Origin of the sequence: Muriicola sp. Z0-33 (assembly GCF_026126425.1) — a bacterium.
Classification (GTDB): domain Bacteria; phylum Bacteroidota; class Bacteroidia; order Flavobacteriales; family Flavobacteriaceae; genus JAFMPW01.
Genome location: NZ_JAFMPW010000010.1, coordinates 130,229 through 151,422, shown reverse-complemented (window position 1 = coordinate 151,422; position 21,194 = coordinate 130,229). Strand labels below are relative to the sequence as shown.

At 38.9% G+C, this 21,194-nt stretch carries 22 protein-coding genes; 11 read left to right on the top strand and 11 right to left on the bottom strand.

Going from position 1 to position 21,194, the window contains the following annotated elements:
- Positions 1 to 26: 26 nt before the first annotated feature.
- The 3 genes from J1G40_RS14230 to J1G40_RS14220 all read right to left on the bottom strand — a co-directional run bounded on the left by J1G40_RS14230 (position 27) and on the right by J1G40_RS14220 (position 3,715).
- Positions 27 to 536, bottom strand: coding sequence for a hypothetical protein (locus J1G40_RS14230; RefSeq protein WP_265243320.1), 510 nt, complete (start codon positions 534 to 536; stop codon positions 27 to 29).
- Between the two features lie 2 nt (positions 537 to 538).
- The gene (locus J1G40_RS14225) at positions 539 to 1,399 is read right to left on the bottom strand and encodes an SPFH domain-containing protein (protein WP_265243319.1); all 861 of its coding nucleotides are present in this window, start codon (positions 1,397 to 1,399) and stop codon (positions 539 to 541) included.
- Between the two features lie 75 nt (positions 1,400 to 1,474).
- Positions 1,475 to 3,715 carry a transglycosylase domain-containing protein gene (locus J1G40_RS14220; protein ID WP_265243318.1) on the bottom strand — a complete coding sequence of 747 codons (2,241 nt, stop codon included), beginning with the start codon at positions 3,713 to 3,715 and terminating at the stop codon, positions 1,475 to 1,477.
- Between the two features lie 106 nt (positions 3,716 to 3,821).
- On the opposite strand from J1G40_RS14220, the gene J1G40_RS14215 reads away from it, so the two are divergent.
- Positions 3,822 to 4,595 (top strand): S1/P1 nuclease, encoded by a 774-nt coding sequence (locus J1G40_RS14215; protein WP_265243317.1) that lies wholly within the window; start codon positions 3,822 to 3,824, stop codon positions 4,593 to 4,595.
- Between the two features lie 175 nt (positions 4,596 to 4,770).
- Here J1G40_RS14215 and J1G40_RS14210 read toward each other — a convergent pair whose 3' ends face one another.
- Both J1G40_RS14210 and J1G40_RS14205 read right to left on the bottom strand, forming a co-directional pair.
- Positions 4,771 to 5,370, bottom strand: a complete 600-nt coding sequence (locus tag J1G40_RS14210; RefSeq protein ID WP_265243316.1) for an alpha-ketoglutarate-dependent dioxygenase AlkB family protein — start codon at positions 5,368 to 5,370, stop codon at positions 4,771 to 4,773.
- On the bottom strand, positions 5,367 to 6,242 hold the full coding sequence (locus J1G40_RS14205) for an AraC family transcriptional regulator (RefSeq protein ID WP_265243315.1): 876 nt from the start codon (positions 6,240 to 6,242) through the stop codon (positions 5,367 to 5,369). Before J1G40_RS14205 ends, J1G40_RS14210 begins: the two co-directional genes overlap by 4 nt.
- 216 nt (positions 6,243 to 6,458) lie before the next feature.
- Here J1G40_RS14205 and J1G40_RS14200 point away from each other — a divergent pair, with 216 nt between their 5' ends.
- Positions 6,459 to 7,043, top strand: coding sequence for a hypothetical protein (locus J1G40_RS14200; RefSeq protein WP_265243314.1), 585 nt, complete (start codon positions 6,459 to 6,461; stop codon positions 7,041 to 7,043).
- A 205-nt stretch (positions 7,044 to 7,248) separates the two neighbouring features.
- Here the strand turns inward: J1G40_RS14200 and J1G40_RS14195 are convergent, their stop codons facing one another.
- Positions 7,249 to 7,881 carry an MOSC domain-containing protein gene (locus J1G40_RS14195; RefSeq protein ID WP_265243313.1) on the bottom strand — a complete coding sequence of 211 codons (633 nt, stop codon included), beginning with the start codon at positions 7,879 to 7,881 and terminating at the stop codon, positions 7,249 to 7,251.
- Between the two features lie 68 nt (positions 7,882 to 7,949).
- Positions 7,950 to 8,297, bottom strand: a complete 348-nt coding sequence (locus tag J1G40_RS14190; RefSeq protein WP_265243312.1) for a DUF6249 domain-containing protein — start codon at positions 8,295 to 8,297, stop codon at positions 7,950 to 7,952.
- 146 nt (positions 8,298 to 8,443) lie between these two features.
- Between J1G40_RS14190 and J1G40_RS14185 the strand changes: the two genes are divergently transcribed.
- Together J1G40_RS14185 and J1G40_RS14180 are read left to right on the top strand one after the other, a co-directional pair.
- Entirely contained in the window at positions 8,444 to 9,028 is a 585-nt protein-coding gene (locus tag J1G40_RS14185) for an RNA polymerase sigma factor (protein WP_265243311.1), read from the top strand.
- Positions 9,015 to 9,428: a hypothetical protein gene (locus tag J1G40_RS14180; RefSeq protein ID WP_265243310.1), complete on the top strand. Its 414-nt coding sequence runs from the start codon at positions 9,015 to 9,017 to the stop codon at positions 9,426 to 9,428. The genes J1G40_RS14185 and J1G40_RS14180 overlap by 14 nt, the downstream gene beginning before the upstream one ends.
- Here J1G40_RS14180 and J1G40_RS14175 read toward each other — a convergent pair.
- Together J1G40_RS14175 and J1G40_RS14170 are read right to left on the bottom strand one after the other, a co-directional pair.
- Positions 9,425 to 9,805, bottom strand: coding sequence for a hypothetical protein (locus J1G40_RS14175; RefSeq protein ID WP_265243309.1), 381 nt, complete (start codon positions 9,803 to 9,805; stop codon positions 9,425 to 9,427). The genes J1G40_RS14180 and J1G40_RS14175 overlap by 4 nt on opposite strands.
- Before the next feature lie 17 nt (positions 9,806 to 9,822).
- Positions 9,823 to 10,197 carry a hypothetical protein gene (locus tag J1G40_RS14170; RefSeq protein WP_265243308.1) on the bottom strand — a complete coding sequence of 125 codons (375 nt, stop codon included), beginning with the start codon at positions 10,195 to 10,197 and terminating at the stop codon, positions 9,823 to 9,825.
- 158 nt (positions 10,198 to 10,355) lie between these two features.
- On the opposite strand from J1G40_RS14170, the gene J1G40_RS14165 reads away from it, so the two are divergent.
- The 6 genes from J1G40_RS14165 (at position 10,356) to J1G40_RS14140 (ending at position 16,815) form a co-directional block, all read left to right on the top strand.
- Positions 10,356 to 11,003 carry an HAD family hydrolase gene (locus J1G40_RS14165; RefSeq protein ID WP_265243307.1) on the top strand — a complete coding sequence of 216 codons (648 nt, stop codon included), beginning with the start codon at positions 10,356 to 10,358 and terminating at the stop codon, positions 11,001 to 11,003.
- A gap of 194 nt (positions 11,004 to 11,197) precedes the next feature.
- Positions 11,198 to 12,508, top strand: a complete 1,311-nt coding sequence (locus J1G40_RS14160; RefSeq protein WP_265243306.1) for an APC family permease — start codon at positions 11,198 to 11,200, stop codon at positions 12,506 to 12,508.
- Positions 12,509 to 12,724: 216 nt separating this feature from the next.
- Complete coding sequence (locus J1G40_RS14155) at positions 12,725 to 13,435, top strand: SIMPL domain-containing protein (protein WP_265243305.1); 711 nt, start codon at positions 12,725 to 12,727, stop codon at positions 13,433 to 13,435.
- 184 nt (positions 13,436 to 13,619) lie between these two features.
- Positions 13,620 to 14,675: a bestrophin family protein gene (locus J1G40_RS14150; protein WP_265243304.1), complete on the top strand. Its 1,056-nt coding sequence runs from the start codon at positions 13,620 to 13,622 to the stop codon at positions 14,673 to 14,675.
- A gap of 33 nt (positions 14,676 to 14,708) precedes the next feature.
- Complete coding sequence (locus tag J1G40_RS14145) at positions 14,709 to 16,322, top strand: M28 family metallopeptidase (protein WP_265243303.1); 1,614 nt, start codon at positions 14,709 to 14,711, stop codon at positions 16,320 to 16,322.
- Positions 16,323 to 16,371: 49 nt separating this feature from the next.
- On the top strand, positions 16,372 to 16,815 hold the full coding sequence (locus tag J1G40_RS14140; RefSeq protein ID WP_265243302.1) for a hypothetical protein: 444 nt from the start codon (positions 16,372 to 16,374) through the stop codon (positions 16,813 to 16,815).
- A gap of 46 nt (positions 16,816 to 16,861) precedes the next feature.
- Here J1G40_RS14140 and J1G40_RS14135 read toward each other — a convergent pair whose 3' ends face one another.
- A complete protein-coding gene (locus J1G40_RS14135; RefSeq protein WP_265243301.1) occupies positions 16,862 to 17,782 on the bottom strand; it encodes a hypothetical protein in 921 nt (306 codons plus the stop codon).
- Between the two features lie 155 nt (positions 17,783 to 17,937).
- Here J1G40_RS14135 and J1G40_RS14130 point away from each other — a divergent pair, with 155 nt between their 5' ends.
- The gene (locus J1G40_RS14130) at positions 17,938 to 19,191 is read left to right on the top strand and encodes an MFS transporter (protein ID WP_265243300.1); all 1,254 of its coding nucleotides are present in this window, start codon (positions 17,938 to 17,940) and stop codon (positions 19,189 to 19,191) included.
- A gap of 98 nt (positions 19,192 to 19,289) precedes the next feature.
- On the opposite strand, the gene htpG is transcribed toward J1G40_RS14130, so the two are convergent.
- The gene (gene htpG, locus J1G40_RS14125) at positions 19,290 to 21,179 is read right to left on the bottom strand and encodes a molecular chaperone HtpG (protein WP_265243299.1); all 1,890 of its coding nucleotides are present in this window, start codon (positions 21,177 to 21,179) and stop codon (positions 19,290 to 19,292) included.
- Positions 21,180 to 21,194: the final 15 nt, after the last annotated feature.

The window sequence follows — 21,194 nt, the reverse complement described above, 5'->3', positions numbered from 1 at the left end:
TAATATCAAATACACCTACTGTGTTTCTATACCTCATCTTGCTTCTGTATAAAGCGGTTGATCACTGCTGTGGCATCTTGCACTTTTTGGGTCCCAATTAATAATTTTTTTCCGTCCAAAAGAACAATCTGAATGCCCTTGTTACCCTTGACATTATATGCTTTCCCTTTGCCAAATTTTGTTCGATAACCCCATCCTCCAAATTCTTTTATAGGCTTATATTGTCTGGTATAGCATTGTTGCATTGCTGTCCACCTAATTGTTTTTTTTGAAAACTGAAAAGGGAAAAACTGAAAATGTACACCTATTTCATCAATTGCAGTTCTGAGTTGTATAAGGTAAAGTAAGAGGAGATCCAAAACAATGGTCCCAATAACAATAAGCTGAATCAGGATGCCATTTTCACCAAATTCGTTGACCCCGTCTTTTTTTATATACCAGGAATAACACAAGTAGATCAGTAAGCCAATAAGTAAAAGATTTACCAATTGAATCCACCACTGATTAAATTTCTGCACTTCCTTAAAAACCCTCATGTTTAGTGGTTTAAAGTTCCCGTATTTACTATGGGAGCGGCATCTTTATCAGAACATAGTACCACCATTAAATTACTGACCATTGCTGCTTTTCGTTCCTCATCGAGTTCAACAATCTCTTTCTTACTAAGTTCTTCCAAAGCCATATCAACCATGCTTACAGCTCCTTCCACAATTTTGTGCCTTGCGGCTACAATTGCAGTTGCTTGTTGCCTTTTAAGCATGGCATTAGCAATCTCCTGGGCATAGGCCAAATACCCTATTCGCGCTTCCAGCACTTCAATACCTGCCATAGACAGTCTTTCCTGAACCTCCTGTTCCAGGGCTTCGCTAACTTCGTTTACACTAGATCGCAGGGTAATGTCTTCGTCCAGGCCTTCATCCGCGAAGTTGTCGTAGGGATACATACTTGCCAGCTTTCGTACTGCCGCATCGGTCTGAACGCGCACAAAGTTTTGGTAATCATCAACATCAAATGCCGCTTTATAGGTGTCTGTAACACGCCATACAAGTATAGTACTAATCATTACCGGATTTCCCAGTTTGTCATTTACCTTAAGGCGTTCACTATCAAAGTTACTTGCTCTAAGTGAGATCTTCTTTTTAACATAAAACGGATTTACCCAATAGAAGCCATTCTTTTTTATGGTGCCTACATATTTACCGAAAAGTAGTAACACCCTTGAGCCGTTGGGGTTAACCAGCACAAAACCCGGAATCATAAATACAGCAATAACAATTGCGAGTACCGATGGGAAGGCTTCAAATCTGATCAGCGTAAGGATACCGCCTACAAATAGGATTAAAAAAAGAAATAGCATTATGTAGCCGTTGATAGGTACTGTGTTTTTTTCGTTCGTCATAATGAAATATATTTACTGATATTAAAATGATATCATAAATATATCAAAATAAATTATATTTTCCAAATGTTTTGCTCAGCTCCTGAATTTTCTGGTCTTCTTCTTTTTTGGATTGCTGAATAGGCGTTTAAAGAAACCATCCCTTTTAACTGGTTCACAATCCAGGAGATCAAAGACTTCATCATTGGGTTGTGGAAATTTGGCCCTGGTGATATGATTGAATTCCGAATCCTTATTGAGCTCTTGCATAAACAACGCAAAAAGAGGCAGTGCGGCATTTGCCCCCTGACCAAGAGCAGTGCTTCTAAAACCAATCTCATGATTATCCAGGCCTACCCATGACACATGCACCAACTTTGGAGTCAGGGCAACAAACCAGGCATCTTTATTATCCTGAGTTGTACCGGTTTTTCCTGCAATTTCATTATTTAATTTGTAGGTAGCTCTGATTCTTGAAGCGGTTCCACTGTTAATAGTAGATTTCATCATTTCTAACATAATTTGGCCGTTTTTAATTGAAAATGCACTGTTTTGAGCCATTTTTGGACTAAAATTGCCTAAAATAGAGTCGTTCTGATCAGTAATGGTTTGGATTACATAAGGGCGAACGGCCTTACCATCATTTAGAAAGCTGGTATAGGCGCCTGCGAGTTCGTTTACGTATATTTCCCCTGTGCCCAGCGCTAATGAAGGTAGTTTTGGTTGCTCTGAAATAATACCCATGGCTTTGGCCTGTTTCAATACTGGCTCTATACCTGTCTGCTCAAGGAGTTTTACCGCAACGGTATTGACAGAATTACTCAGGGCTTCCTCCATCGAATAATTTAAAAAGACTTCATCTTTTTTACTGGAATTCCCCGGGGACCAGTCTTCAAGATTCTTATACGCTACTTCTCTGGCAGAAAAATAAGTACAGGGTGAAATACCGGCTTCCAGTGCTGCTGTATACAAAATGGGCTTAAAAGTAGAACCTACTTGCCTTCTGCTTTGGGCAACATGATCATATTTAAACCGCTTAAAGTTGATCCCACCAATCCATGTTTGTACGGCACCACTCTTTGGATCCAGTGATAAGGAACCTGTATTTAAGAATTTTAAGTAATGCTGAATACTATCAATAGTGCTTCCCTCAACTATCTTATCTCCGGCCCAGGAGGATAAGGTGATTGTTTTTTTATAACTAAGGCTATCCCAGGCCTGCTTATGATTTAATCCGTTAGCAATTAATTTCTTATAAGCAGATGAACTACGTACTGCTTTATCTATAAGTTGCTTATCTGTATTCCAGGGGCCGTTATTGCCGTAGCTTACTTCAAAACGCTGTTGCAAGTTGCTCATATGACGCTTCATTACTTCCTCGGCCAAATGTTGCATTTTGTAATTAAGGGTAGTATATATTTTTAATCCGGAAGTGTATATATTGTACTGTTGCTCCTCTTTTCGTGTTTTGTTCCATTTTAGCAATTGCTTACGGACTTCTTCTCTGAAATAGGGCGCTATGCCTTCATTGTAATCATAGGCCTTGTACTTTAAATTTAGAGGCAGGGCTATCAGACTGTCTTTCAGTCTCTTTTCCAAATACCCGTTTAGATACATAGACCGCAATACCAGATTTCTTCTGTTTAGGCTGGTTGCAGGAAACACTCTGGGGTTATAACTGTAGGTGGCTTTTAGCATGCCTATCAGCACAGCCGCCTCTTCAATCTTCAGGTTATTTGCCTGAGTACTGAAAAACTTTAATGCCGCGCTTTCTACCCCAAATGTATTATCGCCAAAAGACACTGTATTTAAATAGTGCTGAAGTACCTCTTCTTTAGTAAATGCAGACTCAAGCCTTTTAGCAATAAACATTTCCTTGATCTTACTGACCACAAGCCCTAGTTTGCCTTTGTTTTCTCTGGGGTAGAGGTTTTTTGCCAACTGCTGGCTTATGGTGCTGCCTCCCCCTGATTTTTGATCTTGCAGGAGTACCGTTTTTATAGTTACTCTTGCAAGACTTCTGTAATCTACACCGGAGTGCTCATAAAACCTTTCGTCCTCAATAGCTACCAAAGCTTTTATAAGGTGATCTGGCATTTGGCTAAAAGCAATTGGTTGGCGGTCGTATAGATAGTATTTACCAATTAAAACACTATCTGCCGAAAATACTTCAGAGGCTTTTTGATACTTAAAATCGGTTAATTGATCTTTATTTGGCAATTTGCCCCAAGCTCCTATATAGATACTGAGAATAAATAGAAAGATTATTAGGGCTCCTGAACCAAAAATGTACAGGAGATATCTCAGAAATGCGGGTTTAATTCTTTTAAAAATCAAGGGCGTACTATTTAATTCGCAATATCAAATAAAATTAGATAATCAGATGTTTTTTTAACAATACCTTAATGCCCCATTTCCTATTTTTGAAAAAAATCATGATCGCATGAAATTATCTGTTTTACTTGTATTTTTTGTTTGTCAGTTCACCTTTTCTCATTCTCCGTATTGGGCCAAGACAGGGCATAGAGTAGTTGGAGAAGTTGCTCAGGAACACCTGACCAATAAAACCAAAAGGGCACTTAAAGATTTGTTGGATGGGCAGAGTCTTGCCGCGGTTGCCAATTTTGCTGATGAAATTAAATCTGACAGCACCTACAGGAAGTTCAGCGCCTGGCATTATGTTAATTTTCCCGCTGATGAAAAGTACGGAGATTCCCCGGTAAGTCCATATGGAGATATTGTTATGGGTATTCGCGAATGTATCCGAATTGTGAAAGACCCAAATAGTAGCCCTAATGAAAAATCATTCTACCTTAAGATGTTGATACATTTAGTTGGTGATCTGCATCAGCCAATGCACGTTGGCCGATTAGAAGACAAGGGTGGTAATGATATTCAGCTGCAGTGGTTTAATAATGGCAGTAATTTACACAGGGTCTGGGATTCACATATGATTGATGATTACGGAATGAGCTATTCAGAACTAACTTCCAAATTCCCGGCTTTAAGCAACAAAGAAATTAAGAAAGTACAACAGGGTACTGTTTTGGACTGGGTGGAAGAAAGTCAGGAAATTGCCAATGAAGTTTATGCTTCCGTATCAGTAGGGGAGAAGTTGTATTACAGATATAGTTACGTATGGTGGGGGACGGTAGAAACGCAATTGCAAAAGGGGGGTTTAAGGCTTGCTAAAGTGTTGAATGATTTGTTTAAATGAACCATTAATCCTAAAAATCAGAAACTGAACGAATTCTTATAAGTTGGCACGGGTTTTGGAGTTATATTGAAGTAAGATATGAGGAAATTAGCGCAGTAACCCGTCCGCTAAAGACAGTATCTTCAAAACATATTCAGGGTATAAAAAAACCGTCCATTACCAGTAGGCGGTTTTTTTATTGGATTACCCTGAAAGTAAGGTTTATTCTTTCTCTCACCGCTTGCGATGTTTTAGGAATTTGATGTTGCCAATAGTGTTGAGTTTCACCAGCCATCAGCAGCAGGCTTCCGTGTTCCAGGAGTATTTTATGTTTAAGACTTTTGTCCCATTTATGTCTTAAGTGGAAAAAGCGTTCCTGCCCGAAGGAAACAGATGCGATAACCGGATTATCCCCAAGCTCTTTTTCGTCATCAGCATGCCAGCCATTGCTGTCTTGTCCATCTCTGTAAAGATTCAGCAGGCAAGTTGTAAAGTCTGCAGGGGTAACCTCTTTTAGCCGCTGTTTGATATTATATAATTCTTCCGTAAACGGATGCGGTTCCATGACCACATTGGAATAGGAATAAGAATTCTCATTGTTTGCGTAAAGTGCCGTAAGTCTTGGCTGTGGATAGGCTTTGCCGAATACGGTAATATCATCTTGTTGCCACAGTACATCGGTCATAAATTTTCTTAAATAATGATCTGCCTCTTCTGTGGTGAAAAATCCAGGATAATAACTTATGCTACTTTCAGGTAATTTTAATCTTTGGATACTTCTGGGAAATAATCTCACTGCTGTAATACGGATTTTAGTTGGTTTCTATACTCTGATGGGTTAAGCCCTGTAAATGCTTTAAACGACCTGTTAAAATGCGAGAAATTATTAAAACCACTTTCAAAACAAACCTCGGTGATACTTATGGGCTTTTCGGCCAGGAGTTTGGAGGCATGCACCAGGCGGTACTCATTTAAAAATTGGATAAAAGTTTTATTGGTGATTTTTTTGAAATACCTGCAAAAAGAAGGGACAGTCATACTCGCCAGATCGGAGATTTCCTTAAGGGGAATTTCCTCTTTGAAATTATTTTTAACATGATTAAAGACTATATTGATACGGTCATTGTCTTTAACACCGGTTTCCATTGAAAACCCATTGGCATTCAGGATTCTCATTTCTTCGGTATTGGCAAGACCGTTTAATATGTCGAGTATGGATAGCAGGCGGTTGAAATTGGACTGATGCTCCAGAAATTCCATTTTTGCACCGAGCTCTTGTTTCGTATTCCCAAAAAACACAATTCCTCCATTAGATATCTCAAAAAGATTCTGGATTTTCTTCATTTCCGGGATTTCAAAAAACTCTGTACCCAGGAAATCTGTTTTCATTTGGACCACCGTTTCACTTTTGTTTCCAGTAAGTTTATCGGTAAAGCCGCAATGAGGTAAATTACTGCCAACTAAAATCAACGTTCCGTTGGTGTAATAAGAAAGATTACTCCCAATTTGCCGTTTCCCAGAGCCTCCGTTGACATATACCAATTCTATCTCCGGGTGGTAGTGCCAGGCATTGTTTTCATTTCTTTTCGAAGCATCGAATTTTTGATACAGGAAAGAATGTTCAAAATTAGTATCAATCGCTTCTAATATAGGTTTCTGCTTAATCATTTATAAGGTGCAATTTTTATATAAAATTAAGAATGACTTTTGGACTAGAGCTTTACAAAATTACCCAAAATATGTACAAAATTACCCCTTAACACTAATTTAACCTACTTGTTAGATAAAATAGCATATAAATTGGAAAATTTTGCTGTAGTTAGAGAAGGATTTCGGCAGTAGGTTTGTACCAGATTTATTTATCAATCTTAAAATTCAAATGTTATGAAGACAGTGATTAAATTAAGTACAGTAGCAGGCCTCTTATTTACAGTAGCTGTAGGTATGGCCAAAGAACCAAATGTTAAACTTATTTCTAAAGGAGCCGAAAAAAGTCTGGTGTTCCAAATGGATGCTAAAGCGAAGGAAACTTACATCAAATTAATTGATGATAATGATAATGTGATTTTTAAAGATAAAGTGTCTTTGGGTAATTATGCCAAAAGGTTCAATTTATCTGCCCTTCCAAACGGACGCTATTACTTTTCTACGGAAAATGCCATTAAACTTTATGTTTATACTTTGAGTGTAAATGAAAGTGAACTGATTCTTGTTGATAAAAGTGAGAAGGCAAAACCCGTTTTCAGAAAGAAAGGAGATAGGCTTTTCCTTAACCTTCTGAACCTTGATGAAAATAAGGTAGATATTAAGGTAATCGATAGTAGTGACCGAGTGGTTTTCAAGGAAACCATTGAGGATGAAAGCATTATTGAAAAGGCATTCAATTTTGAAAAAGCTTATGAAGACAGATACATGGTTGTTGTCAAGGACAATAATGATGTGTACTATGAATATGTCCTCGTTAAGTAGTTACAAAGCTATAATAACAATAAAACAATAATAGAATGAGAACAGCAAATAGTAAATCGCCTACCAACGCCAGGCAGTATACTTTCTTCTCTAGTTTTAAGAACAGTAAGAGAGTCAGCTGGACAGCGGTAAGGAATTACACCAATTAGTTTAGTAGTTTAGTTAATTTTTTAGTAAATGAGTGGGGGGCGAAAGCCCCCCTTTTTTATAACCACCTTTTTAGTTTTTCCCTTTTAGCTTCTGGTAAGGCTGTATTCTCAATAGCTAATTTTAAATGTTGCTTATCTTTTTCCCTGCTAAATAGTAGCTGATAAAATTGCTGGATGGTAAGGGGGTTGTCCGCTTCCTCGATCAATTCCAAATGGTCACCGGCTTTTACGTTGCCTTTTTGGAGTATTCTAACATAAGTGCCCGGGTAACCCCGGTCTATGAATTGTTGGATTATTCCCTGAGATCCAAATCTTACACCTAATTTATAGCAAGGTTCCCTGGGTTGGGAAATCTGCACCAAAGCAGATCCCACTTTATAGACATTGCCAATGCGTATGCTGGCTTCATCCAGATCCTGAACACTGAGGTTTTCTCCAAACATGCCCCAATCCCAGGACAGATCCGGATATAAATTTTTCCAGTAAGTGTATTCATCTGCCGAAAAGAGATAACAAGCTTTGTATTCTCCCCCATGGACTGCCCTGTTAGCTACAGTATCATTTGCAACCACCTCGGTTCCTAATTCAATAGCCTTAGTAACCGGATATTTGAAGATTCCGGTGATTTCTTCCTTTCCTTTCCATTGAATAACAGTTGGTTTCCCAATATTGGCTGCAATAACTTTCATGATATAAAATTAAAAAACCATCACTAATAAAAGTGATGGTTTTTGCTTTTTAAGAATCTATTTGAGAATTATTCTTCGTTATCCAGTTTTTTGGTCATCGTAAATCCTACAAAAAGTCCTATTCCGGCCATTAAGAAAATTGTTCCGGGAAAGGCTACTTCCTCATCCATACCTAAATTGTACGCTAATATTGAGGCAAGAAAGATGGCTACTCCAATACTTATAAGCAACAATGCCAGGTTAAGGATAAATATTTTCCAAAAAGGTGCCACACCCTTACTTCTTCCTTTTGCAAAAATACTGGCGTCTGCACCTTTTTCTATTAACGCAAGACGTTCTTTGTTACGCGTTGAAAAATAGAGATAAAATACCCCGAAAATGGTACCGAAAATTAATGCCATGATAACTGCTTCCATAATATTACTTGTTTTTTAATTGATTAAAATTTGATTCATAGGGTATGACGACTACTTTTTAAAACAGGTTACAAAAATTCTCATTTTATTTTTTTTTATACATTACTGTAACCTATTTTACCTTCAAGGCGTCATATATGACAACAATGAGCAACAACCACGACCAACAATATATAGATAGGGTGCTATCCGGGGATACCCACGCTTTTGAAGTACTGATAGAGCGCTATAAACATATGGTGTATACCCTGGCGTTTAAAATGGTAGGGATAAAGGAGGATGCAGAAGAAGTTGCACAAGACGTTTTTTTAAAGGCATTTACTGCCTTAAATACCTATAAAGGAGAGGCTAAATTCTCTACCTGGCTCTATAAAATTGCATATTACCGGAGCCTGGACTATTTAAAAAAAAATAAGAGGAAGGTAAGAACTTCCACCATTGATATCTCTGAGGAATACGATGTTGCTGCTCTGGAAGGAACCCTGGACGCACTGGAATCCACAGAAAGAACACAAATGATCAGGGAGGCCATGGAGACATTGGCACCCGATGACAGTGTAATTATTACACTGTATTATTTTGAAGAGTTATCTTTGAAGGAAATAGCAAAAGTGATGGACCTGACACCGAATAACGTAAAAGTACGATTGTTCAGAAGCAGATCCAGACTGGCCGAAGTTTTAAGTAATACGGCAGAACCCGAAATGATCAGGCAATATGGAAGCAAATAAAGACAAAAAACTGGATGATTTAATTAGAAAGTCGGTCAAAGAAATTGGCCTGGAAAGTCCATCAGCAGATTTCACCAAAACACTGCTTTCTAAAATTGATGTATCTACTCAAATAGATACTGCTACGGCCTATAAGCCATTAATCTCCAAAGCCGGCTGGGTGGTATTGACTTTAATTTTAGTTGCCTTGAGTGGTTTTGCACTATATGGCAATCTTGATTCTAATTTGGCCTGGTTAGAAAAAATGAATATGGGAGCCCTTCCGGAATTACAATTGATGGACGCCCTTCCCAATTTGGCCGTGTCGAATATATTTTTCTACGGTTTCCTGATCTTCGGAATATTTGCGTTCATTCAACTGCTATTTTTTAAGCAGCGGCTAGACAGGCAATATGCCTAAAGAGCAGCTGTGATAAAAGCCTTCAAAAGAACTATATTTCTTTCTTCATGGTTAAAATGGTAAGTGGTAATTCCTAGAGATTGTGCCGTTTTAACCGCATCCCGATGGTGCTCAAAATAAATTACATTTTCAGCATTTAGATCATACTCCTTAAATAGGGCTTTAAAATATTCCGGATTTGGTTTGTTGGGATTATGAGACATACTAAACAGTGGATAGGGCAGGTTTACCATTCCAAGATTTTGTTGCTCTTCGCTATTGGCATTGGTAACAATGATCTTAGGCTCACGAAATTCATCGAGCATTTTTTTGATCTCAGTATCTACGCCATGCTCAGTAATAAAGGTATTCCAGGCATCTACTAATATTGTTTTCATAAGCTTAAAATTAGTATTTAATTCATTACAGGCACAATACTCATATAATACCAGGCCCAATACATCAATCCAAATTGTAACGCTATTCTGAGGATCAATAGCCATTTGGGAAAACCAAGATTCGCTTTTTTTTCTAGGAGCATATATATATGAACCGGCATAAAGGCCAGTAACATGAGGATTACACCATATATAGCCACGGCCGTAAATTCAGGAACACTGAGGGTAACACCCAGAATAATTTCTACCACCCCGCTAAGAAAAACCAGAAGTTTGTGCTTTGGCAGGTATCTGGGCATAATCCGTAAATAGGCCTTGGGTTTTACAAAATGAAATATTCCGGCGACTATGTACATCACAGCCATAAGATAAAAGTGCCAGGGATAGGTCATAAAGTAAATATAATGCTAATTGATATAAAGCATCGAAGGGTTTTGGCAATAATAGTATCAGGATGAGTATCTTTAAGAAGATACCAGCTAACGCCTGGCAAGGCACGAGTTACTGAAAAATACTTGTGGGGAGGCATGACATTTAACAAATACCAATTATGGATAAAGTCAGAGGCGTCATATTTGATTTAGACGGAACAGTTGGCAATACATTGCCACTTTGCATCATGGCTTTTAAGAAGGCAATAGAACCGCTGATTAATCGGTCGTTGTCTGATGAAGAAATTGTAGCAACTTTTGGCCCTTCGGAAGAAGGAACTATCATGGCGTTGGCGCCCAATCATTACCAAAGAGGAATTAAAGACTATTTATATCATTACGAGGCACTTCATTCCATGTGTTCTTCACCCTTTGGTGGAATTACAGAATTACTCCAGTCCCTTAATGAAAATAAGGTCAGGACTGCAATGGTAACTGGTAAAGGCAATTTCAGTACCGAATTATCACTGAAACAGTTTAAGATAAAGCAATATTTTGAACAAATAGAAACGGGCAGTCCGTACGGACCCAGAAAGCCCGACGGGATTAAGGCGGTTATGCATTCCTTCGGTGATATTGCCAAAGAAGAATTGGTATATGTGGGAGATCACCCAAGTGATATCATTGCAAGTCGTGAGGTTGGCATCCAGGCCATTGCGGCAGCCTGGGCTACTAGCGCCGAACCGCATAAATTATTAGCACTTGAACCCGATGGAATATTCTATACAATACCGGAATTTACAGAATGGCTCAATAAACGAATTTGATTACTAATTAAAATTTGCAGAAAAAATGGCTGCTAAAACTTTCAGTTTAATGGGGCGAAGAGGGTGCTACTGAACCTGGCTAGTAGACTACAATTCTAATTCTACTTTTATCAACATAACCAACCATTTTAATTCTGGTCTTAAGTTTTTATTCCAATTTACTTCTATATCTTCACCGCCAAACTTCAACCAAAATGACCAAACCAAAGAATGAAGAAGGATTAAAACGAGTGGTAGGCATTACTGGCCTGTCTTTCAATATTGTTAATTGTACTGTTGGTGCGGGGATTTTTGCACTACCAGCCATAGTAGGGGTAGAACTGGGTGCCTTTAGTATATATGCCTATGTGTTTTGTGGCATCATGATGGCCACAATAATGCTCTGTTATGCCGAAATCGGAACCCGTGTCACAAAATCCGGGGGAAGTTATGCCTATGTAGTGGCAGCTTTTGGAGAATTTGCCGGTTTTATTGTGAATTGGCTTGCGGTATTTGGATGGAGTATTTTGGGAAGCGCTGCACTCATGAATATTATTGCCGATTCTCTGGCGGTACTCTTCCCGGTATTTGCACTGCCATGGGTACGTGCCCTATTCTATTTTGGGCTGCTTGGATTTCTGGTGCTGACCAATGTTAGAGGTGTCAAAGAAGGGGTAATGTTTGTAAAATGGATTACTGTCATTAAAATAATACCGCTATTGTGTATAATCTTCCTTGGTTTTGGTCTTATAAATTCTGAAAATCTTCAGTGGGAACATTTGCCCTCAGTCAGCACATTTGGCAATACGACGCTGGTTTTATTTTTTGCATTTGCCGGTTTTGAAACAGCCTTGGGCGCCAGTGGCGAAATAAGAAATCCCAAGCGTACCATCCCATTTGGTATTTTACTTGGAGGAGCGGTGGTACTCATAATTTATTTACTACTGCAAACTGTCACTCAGGGAATTTTGGGTATTGAAATGGTAGCTTACAAAGATGCACCTTTGGCCGCAGTAGCAGAAAAGATTGTCGGAGCGGCCGGGAGTACTATACTGTTAATTGCTGCGGCTATATCTTGTTATGGAGCTGTCAGCAGTGATGTAATGAATACTCCAAGAGTACTTTATGCCGGTTCTAAAGACGGACTCTTTCCCAAGTTTCTGGGCAAGATTCACCCCAAATTTACTACTCCTTACTGGGCCATAATTTGCTTTACCGGATTAATATTTATTTTTTCTGTGTCGGGAGGCTTCCGTGAATTAGCGGTATTGGCGAGTGCCGCTATTTTGCTTATTTACCTAATGGTCATTTTTGCAACAATTAAACTAAGAAAGCAACCAACACCAGCAGAAGAAAAGTCGTTCAAAGTCCCTGGAGGGCTATTTATTCCTATTATTGGTATTGGAGCTATAGTTTGGTTACTGACCAGTCTGAGTAAATGGGAAATACTTTCCACTCTAATTTTTATTGCTTTTTTATGTGGTCTTTATTTAACTATGAAATGGGTAAAGAACAAGAGGGAATAAAAGGTTTAGTTTTATATTCAATTAAATTTCTATTGCGTTTCGGCCCGATCTTTGTTGCTTTCAATCGCATAACTCCGTGTTAGAATTAATCAAGGGCTCAGGTGGTACTTTTTCTATTGTAAAAAGGGTTTAGATTAGATTACCAGCCATAATAGAGATTATTAATATGGCGTCTGGGCTACGGAAATCAAGAAGTTTGAAACTAAAAATATCAGTATGAATAATATAGGTTGGTTAAAAATTGCAATTATATGTTTAGCTATTGTTATAGCAGGATTCTTTGTTGGAAACATGCATAAAACCGGAAAGAAATATGACCGCTATGTAACGGTCAAAGGTCTTTCCGAAAGGGAAGTAAAGGCAGATTTGGCGGTTTGGCCAATAAATATTACGCTTACAGGGAACAATTTGGGGGTACTAAAGGAAAGTATCGAAACACAAAGTAGTGCGGTGTACGACTTTTTTATAAGTCAGGGTTTTGACCAAAACGACCTTACCAGGGGTAGTACAAATATTAGCGACGCACGGGCCAATTTATATAATTCGGGACAACGGAATGTAGAGTTCAGATATCTGGCTAAATCAGAATTTACTGTTAGGACCAATGATATAGAAAGACTTCAGAAAGCGCTGTCAGCATCTCTGGAATTAATATCTAAAGGCATTTTAATAGGCTCTAAGAATACCTGGAGGCCAATTGAATATATTTTCACCGGCTTAAATGAGCTGAAACCATCTATGATAGAAGAAGCTACTAAAAATGCCAGGGAGGTTGCCGAGAAATTCGCCAAAGACTCCAATGCAGAAGTTGGTAATATCCGTATTGCCAGGCAGGGTTTGTTCTCTATCAATGACAGGGATGAAAATACGCCGGAAATTAAGATAGTTAGGGTGGTTTCTACTATAGATTTTCAATTGGAAGACTAAATCTGATCTTTTCAAAAATTAGTCCTGAAATTCCTTGAATCTGGTCATAAATTTGTCTGTAAACTCAATTTATAGTGAATTTATATTGATAAGCTAAGTTCCCATATTAAGAAAATTACGGGCATTTGATCTGGCCGGATAATTTGGCTATTATTGCAATATCACCGTAACGAATAAATAGCTTATGTACACAAGAAGAGTATATAGTACTTTACAAATGGTACAATGGACCCGATTTGAAACATTGGTGTTTTTTGTCATTATAGCAATATGGGTAGCCCTTTATTATTTTTTGGATTTAGATTGGTTCAGAATTCCATGGACCCCGATGGCTCTGATTGGTACGGCAGTGGCCTTTGTTATTGGATTTCAGAATAATGCAGTTTACGGCAGGATCTGGGAAGCCAGAAAGATCTGGGGCGGAATTGTAAATACATCACGCACATTTGGGGTTTTCATTCAGGACATGATTACAAATGAACATGTTGTTCAGGCCATGCCGGAGACAAGAATTACTTCAGAAGTAAAGGCGCTGACCTACAGGCACATTGCCTGGATGACCGCATTAAGACATGCCATGAGGAACCGAAAAACATGGGAAACCACCAGCAAGCATAAAACAAATACGGAATGGGGAATTTTGCCACCGGAGAAAAAGGCTTCGCTAGAAGATGATTTAAAGCCATATCTCTCTGAGGAGGACCTTAATTATGTCATGAGTAAGGACAACCGTCAGACAGCTTTACTTTATTTGCAGTCGCATCATATGAGGGCATTGAAGGAAGAAGGACTTATTTGGGAGTTTTCATTTTTGCAACTTGAAGGGGTGGTTGAAGAACTTTTTACACTTCAGGGAAAGACTGAAAGAATCAAGAATTTTCCTTACCCTAGACAATACGCAACGCTGAACCACTATTTTATGTGGTTGCTTCTTTTATTGTTGCCCATAGCCCTGGTACCGCAATTTATAGATATAGGTAAAGGCATAATGGAAACTCAGCCCTTAATAGGTAACTTATTTGTATTGTTGGTAATCCCAATTTATGTGGCAGTGGCCTGGATCTTCCACACCATGGAACGTATTGGGAGAACTGGGGAAAACCCTTTTGAGGGCACTGCCAATGATGTTCCTATTTCAACTATTGCCAGAGGGATTGAAATAGACCTGAGACAAAATCTTGGGGAAGACAAAACAGATATCCCTACCCAGTTCCCGGAAGATTATGGTGTGCAATTTTAATATCGTTTAAAAAAGTCAAATTTAAATATCAATATGAAGAATTTTCTAAGCATCGTATTTATCGTAGTACTCATTGGTTGTCAAACCGGGTCAAAGGAGAAACAATTGGCAGAAGTAAGTAGTGCTACTATCGGAAAGCATATAGAACAACTGGCATCCGATGATTTTCTGGGAAGAAAACCTTTTACGGAAGGAGAAGTAAAGACAGTGAATTATCTGGAAGAGGAATTTTCAAAACTAGGCCTATTACCAGGGAATGGAGAGAGCTTTTTTCAGGAAGTCCCTATGGTTGAAATTACAGGAACTCCTTCTGAAAAAATGCGGATCACTGGGGATAATCAGAATTTTGAGCTCGAATATTTTGAAGATTTTGCCATCACCACAAAAAAAGCACAACCGGAAGTAGCTCTGGACAATTCTGAATTTGTTTTTGCAGGATATGGCATAGTAGCGCCGGAGTACGATTGGAACGATTATGAAGGGATAGACTGGAAAGGAAAAACTGCAGTAGTATTGGTTAATGATCCGGGATTCAATTCGGGTGATTCCACACTATTTAAGGGAAATGAAATGACCTATTACGGCCGGTGGACTTACAAATACGAAGAAGCAGCAAGACAGGGAGCTGCCGGGGTGCTAATCATTCATGATACAGAGCCTGCTTCATACGGATGGAACGTGGTGCAATCTGGCTGGAGCGGATCAAAATTGAGTTTGGAGAGCAATATACCTGTTGTAAATGTCCAGGGATGGATAAGCAATGAAAGCGCAAATAAGTTGTTTGAGGCAGCTGTTATCGAAAACAAGGACTATTCAGAAATTGCAAGAAATAAGGACTTCTCTCCAATACCCTTGGGATTAAGTGGCTCAGTAAAAATCACAAATAAGATTAAGCGAGACCGTTCTAAAAATGTCATTGCGCTTTTACCGGGAACGGATCTTAAGGATGAATACATTATTTATTCAGCACATTGGGATCATTTTGGTGTAGGAAGGGCAATTAACAATGACTCTATTTACAATGGGGCGGTGGATAACGCCTCGGGTACTGCTTGTTTATTGGCCTTAGCAGAGGCATTTAAAAAATCCCCACCCCAAAGACGCTCAATTGTATTAATTGCCGTTACCGCTGAAGAACAGGGCCTGTTAGGTTCAGCTTTCTATGCGGAAAACCCGATTTATACACCTCAAAAATCTGTGGCGAACATAAATCTGGACGCATTTTACAGCCCGGGTCCCATGAAAGATTTAACAATAACAGGTTTCGGGCAATCCGAAATGGACGAATATGCAAAGGAAGCGGCAGAAAAACAAGGACGATATATTATTCCCGATCCTGAATCAGAAAAGGGGTACTTTTACCGATCAGATCATTTTAATTTTGCCAAAATTGGTATCCCTGCCCTTTATGCCAGTGGTTCTTATGAAGGTTTTGAGAAAAGCGTTGCAGAAATTAAACAACTAAATGATCAATACCGGGCAACCGCCTACCATCAGCCCTCTGACGAGTATGATAAGAATACAACAGAGTTAAGTGGAATACGACTGGATGCACAGCTACTTTTTGAAGTGGGGTATAAATTGTCTAATGAGGATTATTTCCCAAAATGGTACAAAACAAGTGAGTTTAAGGCAGCCAGGGAATAAATTTTAAAGGAATAGGCGTCTACCACTGTTTGATTTTAGATATTGATCTTTGAAAACCGATACAGCAAATAATTATAGCAGGTCATTGACCAGAATGTTCTGGCCTCTCTCAGTACGTGCTAAACTTATTATAATTGGTGGCAGCATCATCGCAATATGCTCCGTTTCATGTAAGGAGGACAGCGCTGATAGCCCTACCAGTAAGGATGGCACAGAAGTTATATTCGACTCGGTAAAATGGAGGGTAAAGGAAGAAGATAACTATCCTTACCGGGACCAGATGGTCAACGCCCTCCTTTACGACAATGACCTAAGAACCCTTAATGAAAGTGCAATCTTAGACCTGCTGGGAGCACCCGACAGGCGTAATGAAGGCTATTTATATTATACCGTTAACCAGACAAGGCTCGGGTTTTGGCCACTACACACCAAATCATTAGTCGTAAAGTTTTCTGCAGATAATAATGTGGAATGGATTAAGCTACATGAATAAGAAACATCTGTGTGCTAAAATTACAATGGATTGAAAAAGTAAATTGCTATTGCTTAAAATAACTGGATTTATACGATAAACCTATTTGTTTTTCCATAAGTAAAACCTCGGGTTTGTCTTTTCTCAGGCCTACCTGCCAGTCATTAAAAATCTCCCATTCATCATTGGTATATATTGCTTCCCCATATTGGGCTATCAAAGCCTTACGAATTCTGTCTTCTTCTCCTTTTCCACTTAGGATCCATACCACATTGAGCTTATTGTCTCCAAACCTGGCCTCAATTTTTCTTGGAAACCCCATATAATCTACGCCAAAGCCATTGATCTGAATCTGGGCATTAGGATCGTTCCCATCTAATTCCTCTACTGCTATAAATTTACTATTCGCTTCAATTAATGGTTTTATTTCCTCCATGGACGCCCCCATTTTTAAAAAGGGAGGGATAACATTCTTGGCTTCTGCTGTACTCGTTTTCTTATAATGGGGATCCGCATAAGGATTTTCCCAGGTAAATAAATTAACATGCATGGCCTCATTGTTCATAATCCATGCAACGTCCTTTTTCTTATTCAGGAGTAATTTATCCCTGGAGTAGATACTATAATCCATATAAATAGAAGCCGTGTCTTTGCGATTTTTAGTAAAAGTGGCTATCGCGTTGCCCTTTGCTTCAATATAGACCAGCTTATCATCGGCAAATGTGAAAACGGTCCTTTGGATAATGCCCGATGCTGTGGTAATATTAGTGCAGACCAAATGTGTTTCTTTGTCCTTTGCCAGGGGAAAACTTGGAAGGTCTATAGTAATGACTTTAGTTGTTTCCGAAATTTCGTCTAATTTGTCCGAGACCACCTCCAGAGGTGATCCTAATTCAATACCATTAAACGCCTTCTCGGCTTGTGCATTTATAAATAACGGGAGCAGTATAAACAAAGAGCTTATACGAATTGTTTTGAATATCATCATTGATGTCTTTGATTGAATGGTTATAAAGATCATTAATATTTGGGATTGTTACAGTTTAGGGATCACTTTTTCACAATTATTTTCTCTCTTTATAAAAGAATCTGGCAGTCATGGTAAGATAGTTGCAATTACCTATCTTTAAGCACCTAAGTACTATGAACCAAAAAAAACCGCCCTGGTACTATCTCTTTCTGCTCATATTAGCCGGAGAGTCTGTATTTATACTTCCATTTGTTCTTGCCCGGGTTTTTCGGCCAACCGTTTTGAATACTTTTGAACTCAACAATGTAGAGTTAGGTATTTGTTATTCGGTATATGGCCTTGTGGCATTGCTGTCGTATGTTTTAGGAGGGCCATTGGCCGATAAAATTGCCCCTAGAAAATTAATGGCCATAGCTTTGTGGATGACAGCCGCAGGAGGTTTGGTATACGCCACATTTCCGAGCTATACAGTGCTAAAAATACTTTATGGCTATTGGGGTTTCACTACCATATTTTTATTTTGGGCTCCCATGATAAAGGCCACAAGATTCTGGGGCGGAACAGCCTCCCAGGGGAAAGCATTTGGATTTTTGGATGGGGGTCGTGGTTTGGTTGGGGCCTTGTTTGGCGCAATGGGGGTGCTTATTTTTTCGTTATTCATAACCACAGAAATTTCGGAATTAACACTCTCAGAGAGCAGGGCGGCATTCAAATCTGTAATCTTGTTCTCTTCGGCAATTGTCGTTCTTGTTGGCATACTGATTTGGTTATTTATGAAATTGGAGGGTGATGTTGAGAAAGAAATCATATTAGAGAAAATTACCTTGTCACAGATACGGCAGGTAGCCAGGTTACCATCGGTTGGACTACTGATGATCATCATTCTTTGTGCTTATGTAGGCTACAAAATCACGGATGTGTTTTCACTTTATGCCCAGGACGTTATGCATTATGACCAGGTACAATCTGCCTCGGTGGGCACTTTTCTGCTTTTTGTCCGTCCGGTGGTTGGGGTGTTTATCGGCATTATGGCAGACAGATCTGAAACCACCATCTGGTTATTTATAAGCTTTGTGGTTGCATTTCTGGGATCTGTTTTGTTCGCAACGGGCATAATTAATGCTTCTGCAACTATATTATTTTTTCTTTCTATTCTGATAGTGGCATCAGGGGTTTATGCGGCGCGTTCGCTCTACTTTGCCGTAATGCAGAAAGGAAAAATTCCGCTGGTGCTTACCGGTACGGCTGTGGGCCTTATTTCAATTGTGGGGTATACGCCAGATATTTTTGCCGGACCGGCGATGGGGTATCTCCTGGATAATTCCCCAGGAGCGGAAGGGCATCAGCATGTGTTCTGGATGTTGGCAATTTTTGCCTTTATAGGCGGGATCGCTTCATGGTACTACTATCGCTTATACAGCAAATAACTGTAATTGGTCTGAAGTGGGTTATATACCTCTATTCCTGGAATAAAAAAACCGCCATGGAAATGGCGGCTTTATCTATTAATAGATGATAGTAATTATCATTTCACCATCTCATAGCTACGTTGAATAAACCTTGTGAGTTCTTCACCCTTGAGTAGGCCTTTGGATAATCTTGCAAGGTCTATAGACTGATTTATGAGTCTTTCCCTCTTCTTGGCCGTACGGGTGTTGAGAATCTCTCCAACCAGTTCGTGATTTGTATTTACGATGATATTATACATTTCTGGCATGTTTCCCATCCCAAACATACCACCACCGCCTCCGGATTGTTGCATTTCTTTCATTCGACGCATAAATTCGGGTTCTGTGATGATAAACGGAGAAGCATTACTATCCATGGCTTCGAGTTGTATGGTATAGCTTTTATTTTCTATTACTTCTTCCAGATTAGCCTTTAGCTTTTCTTTTTCTTCATCAGATAATTTACTAATCTGGGTGTCTTCTTTCTTAATGAGATTATCAATATGATCGGCATCCACTCTGGCAAATGAAAGATTTTCCTTTGAAGTCTCCAATTTTTGCATCAGGTGGGAAACTATGGGAGAATCCATAAGCAGCACTTCGTATCCTTTTGCTTTGGCCGCCTCAATATAGCTGTGCTGAGCCTCCTTATCAGATGCATAAAGTACTACCAGTTTCTCGTCTTTGTCTGTCTGGTTGTCTTTTATTTTTTCCTGTAATTCTTCAAAGGTATAATAGGTGTCATCTACGGTTGGGTAAAGTGCAAATTTGTCAGCTTTTTCAAAGAATTTATCTTCAGAAAGCATCCCGTATTCTATTACAATTTTAATATCGTTCCACTTTTTCTCAAAATCTTCTCTGTCCTTTTTAAAGATAGAATTTAGTTTATCTGCTACTTTACGAGTGATATAAGAAGAGATCTTTTTTACCGCACCATCGGCCTGTAAGTAAGAACGGGATACATTTAAAGGAATATCAGGAGAATCTATCACTCCTCTTAACATCGTAAGGAATTCCGGCACAATGCCTTCTACATTATCCGTTACAAAAACCTGGTTCTGATACAACTGAATACGGTCTTTCTGAATATTTAGATCGTTAGACAGTTTAGGGAAATACAGTATTCCTGTTAAATTAAAGGGATAATCCACATTTAGATGAATGTTGAACAAAGGTTCTTCAAACTGCATGGGATATAGTTCTCTGTAGAAATCTTTATAATCCTCATCTTTGAGTTTGGCCGGTTGTTTGGTCCAGGCCGGGTTGGGATTATTTATGAAATTGTCAACTTCTTCCGTTGGTGCGGGATCTTCCTCCTTTGCACCTTCGGGTTTTGGCAGAGTTTCTGTACGGGTCCCGAATTTAATTGGGATAGGCATAAATTTGTTGTACTTACGCAACAATTCTGAAATCCTGTTCTCTTCCAGGAATTCCGTAGAATCTTCTGCAATATGAAGAACAATCTCAGTTCCCTGAGATTCCTTTTTGCCCTTTTTTATAGTAAACTCCGGAGAACCGTCACAAGACCAGTGAACAGAAGGTTCATCCTTAAAACTTTTGGTAATAATATCAACTTTATCTGCTACCATGAAGGCGGAATAAAATCCAAGCCCAAAATGACCAATAATGCCAGCATCTTTCCCGGCATCCTTGTATTTATCTAAAAATTCTTCAGCACCTGAAAAAGCCACTTCGTTGATATACTTTTTCACCTCTTCTTCTGTCATGCCCACACCTTGATCCAAAATGTGTATTTTTTTGCCATCTTTATCTACTTTTACTTCAATTATGGGATCGCCATAAGCTACTTTGGCATCTCCTACCGAAGTTAGATGCTTTAATTTCAGAGTAGCATCTGTAGCATTGGAAATTAACTCCCTTAAAAAGATCTCATGATCGCTGTAAAGGAATTTTTTTATTAAGGGAAATATGTTTTCAACGGAAACATTAATCTTGCCTGTGGCCATACTTCTAATTTTATA